This is a genomic window from Mesorhizobium sp. M7A.F.Ca.US.014.04.1.1 (genome assembly GCF_003998745.1).
GTDB classification, from domain to species: domain Bacteria; phylum Pseudomonadota; class Alphaproteobacteria; order Rhizobiales; family Rhizobiaceae; genus Mesorhizobium; species Mesorhizobium ciceri.
In genome coordinates, this window is the sequence record NZ_RZRW01000653.1 from 1 (window position 1) to 2,951 (window position 2,951).

Below are 2,951 nucleotides of genomic sequence, written 5' to 3' on the forward strand. Positions count from 1 at the left end.
TCCCCACCGATGATGGCGTTCGAGCCAGGGGAACTGCGGCAACTGTTGGAAGACGAGCCTGCCTCCACTTGGGCACAAATCAATTCGACCCCACATGCGCGAGCGGACGGTGTTCATCAGCCAGCCCAGGCGCCGTGGCTCCCTGAACGCAGAAGATAACTTTGCGGAGGAGCGGTCACGCAACTGTCGGCGGCGCCGGGCCTCAGGGTGAATGGAAAGGATGGAGTGGCGGATGGTGTCGCGTGAAGGCGCAACACGCGTGCTGACCGACCTGCATACGTAGGAAGTCGTTCATTGCTCCCAAATCGTATGTGAGGAACATTCCTGTCCCGGCTGCGCCGCGCGATGCTAGGTCGCGTTGTTCAGCGGGCCAAGCCGATGACACCTACGAAGCTACTGATCGGGCAGATCGCCGTTGTGTGCGCAATTGTCATTATCGGCGTATGGACGGCAACCCAATGGTGCGCTCAAATGCTGACCTACCAGACGCCTCTCGGCGCACCATGGTTTCTCTTCGCCGGCTGGCCAATCTACAAGCCGTGGAAGCTGTTTGAATGGTGGTTCCACTTCGATGCTTATGCGCCGGAGGTCTTCGACAAAGCCGGTACGCTTGCAGGCGCCAGCGGATTCCTGGGTTGTGCCGCCGCAATCGCTGGCTCGCTTTTGCGCGCGCGACAGCGCGGGTCGGTTACGACCTATGGGTCTTCACGGTGGGCCACGACTCATGAGGTCGAGACGGCAGGGTTGTTACGGCCGGCGGGCGTTTTCCTCGGTAGGCTGAACGATCGCTATCTGCGCCATGACGGCCCGGAGCACGTCATGGCATTTGCGCCGACGCGTTCGGGCAAGGGCGTGGGGCTGGTTGTTCCAACGCTACTTTCCTGGACCGGGTCTGCCATCATTCATGATATAAAAGGCGAAAATTGGCAGTTGACCTCCGGCTGGCGGTCGAAATTCTCGTACTGCCTTCTGTTCAATCCGACCGACCCGAGATCGGCACGCTACAACCCGCTGCTGGAGGTGCGCAAAGGCCCAGATGAGATCCGGGACGTTCAAAACATCGCCGACATCCTCGTCGATCCCGAGGGCGCGCTGGAGCGACGGAACCACTGGGAGAAGACCAGCCATTCACTCCTAGTTGGCGCCATTTTGCACGTGCTCTACGCTGAAGAGGACAAGACGCTGGCCCGCGTCGCCACCTTCCTGTCGGACCCGCAACGCTCGTTTGCCGCAACGCTACGGCGGATGATGACGACAAACCATCTCGGGACGGGGCATAACCCTCAGGTCCATCCCGTAGTGGCCTCGGCGGCTCGCGAACTCCTGAACAAGTCGGAAAACGAGCGCTCAGGCGTCCTCTCGACCGCCATGTCCTTTCTCGGGCTTTATCGTGATCCAACGGTCGCGGCGGCCACTTCGTCCTGCGACTGGCGCATCGCTGACCTAGTGGATGGAGAGCGACCGCTGTCGCTCTATCTGGTCGTGCCGCCTTCGGATATCTCGCGCACCAAGCCTTTTGTGCGACTGATCTTGAACCAGATCGGCAGGCGGTTGACGGAGCGTCTGGAGGGGGACCCGAAGAAGAGCCGTAAGCATCAGCTGCTCATGATGCTGGACGAGTTTCCGGCGCTCGGTCGCCTCGACTTCTTCGAAACGGCGCTCGCCTTCATGGCAGGTTATGGCATTCGCTCCTATCTGATCGCACAATCTTTGAACCAGGTTTCAAAGGCCTATGGCGAGAACAATGCTATTCTCGACAATTGCCACGTGCGAATTGCCTTTTCCTCCAATGACGAACGCACGGCCAAGCGCATCTCGGATGCCCTCGGCACCGCAACCGAACTTAGGTCGATGCGCAACTATGCGGGCCATCGGCTTGCGCCCTGGCTTTCACATGTCATGGTGAGCCGCCAGGAAACCGCGCGCCCGCTCCTGACGCCAGGCGAGGTGATGCAATTGCCGCCGTCAGACGAATTGGTCCTGGTTTCTGGGTTGCCGCCGATCCGCGCCAAGAAGCTGCGCTATTATCAGGATCAGAATTTCACAGATCGGGTGCTGCCTGCGCCGGTGCTGCACGACGGACCCTATGCGGACTGCCCTGCATCACGCCCGGACGGCTGGACTGGACAAGTGTGCAGCGTCGATAGCCGACTTGCTGCGGACGAGGAAAGCGCCGACGCGCCAGTTGAAGACGAGGGAGGCGTTCAGCAGCAACGCCATCCAAGCCTGCCCGAAGAAGACGTTGTTGTCTCTCAAGAGCCCGATCAGGCCGATCTGTACAAGCCCGCAGACGATGACAGCGAAGCGCTCGCGGACAAGCGTGTCATGGATCGGATTTCCACTGCGGCCCGCGTCTACGGTATCAACGAGGGCAGGGGCGACGATGTCATTCCCGGCTTCTGAAGTCCGCTGAGTTGCAGAGCGCACCTCAGCGTAGATAACGGCCATAAGCAATTTTGAGCGTCTGGCCGATGCTTCTCCCGTCGCCGGCGCAACGCCGGGCCGTCGGAACGATCCGCATGAAGCCGCACCGCATTCGCCATCAGTTTCTGCTTGAGCCGGAGCTCAGCGAGAAACTGGACAACCTCAGTCGCGATCCGTCAACGACCAAATCAGCGATCGTGGGGAAGGCGATCGAGGCGTTCATCGAGCGGCGTGGCGAGAGCGAGTTCGATCGGCGCTACGGCGTAAGGCTTGACCGGCTCTCCCGCGATCTTGCCCACGTCAGGCGCGATTCCGAGGTGATCCTGGAGAGCCTGGCGCTCTTCATCCGCTTTTCGATCACCCTTCACGCCCACACGCCGGTCCCGGATCGGGCAACGCAGGCTATTGCCCAAGAGCGTTTCGAGAAATTCGTTGAGAAGGTCGGCCGCCAGATCGCTTCCGGCAAAAAGTCGCTTAGCAAAGACAATGGTGGGGGAGGGGAAGGATGAGCTCGCATCCCGAGGCCG

Annotated in this window: 2 protein-coding genes; both read left to right on the forward strand. The window is 60.6% G+C overall.

Annotated features, from left to right (window positions below):
• Window positions 1–378: 378 nt before the first annotated feature.
• Window positions 379–2,403 (forward strand): conjugal transfer protein TraG, encoded by a 2,025-nt coding sequence (locus EOA22_RS29350; protein ID WP_063169233.1) that lies wholly within the window; start codon window positions 379–381, stop codon window positions 2,401–2,403.
• 116 nt (window positions 2,404–2,519) lie between these two features.
• Complete coding sequence (locus EOA22_RS29355) at window positions 2,520–2,933, forward strand: CopG family transcriptional regulator (protein ID WP_063170364.1); 414 nt, start codon at window positions 2,520–2,522, stop codon at window positions 2,931–2,933.
• The last annotated feature ends 18 nt before the right edge of the window (window positions 2,934–2,951 follow it).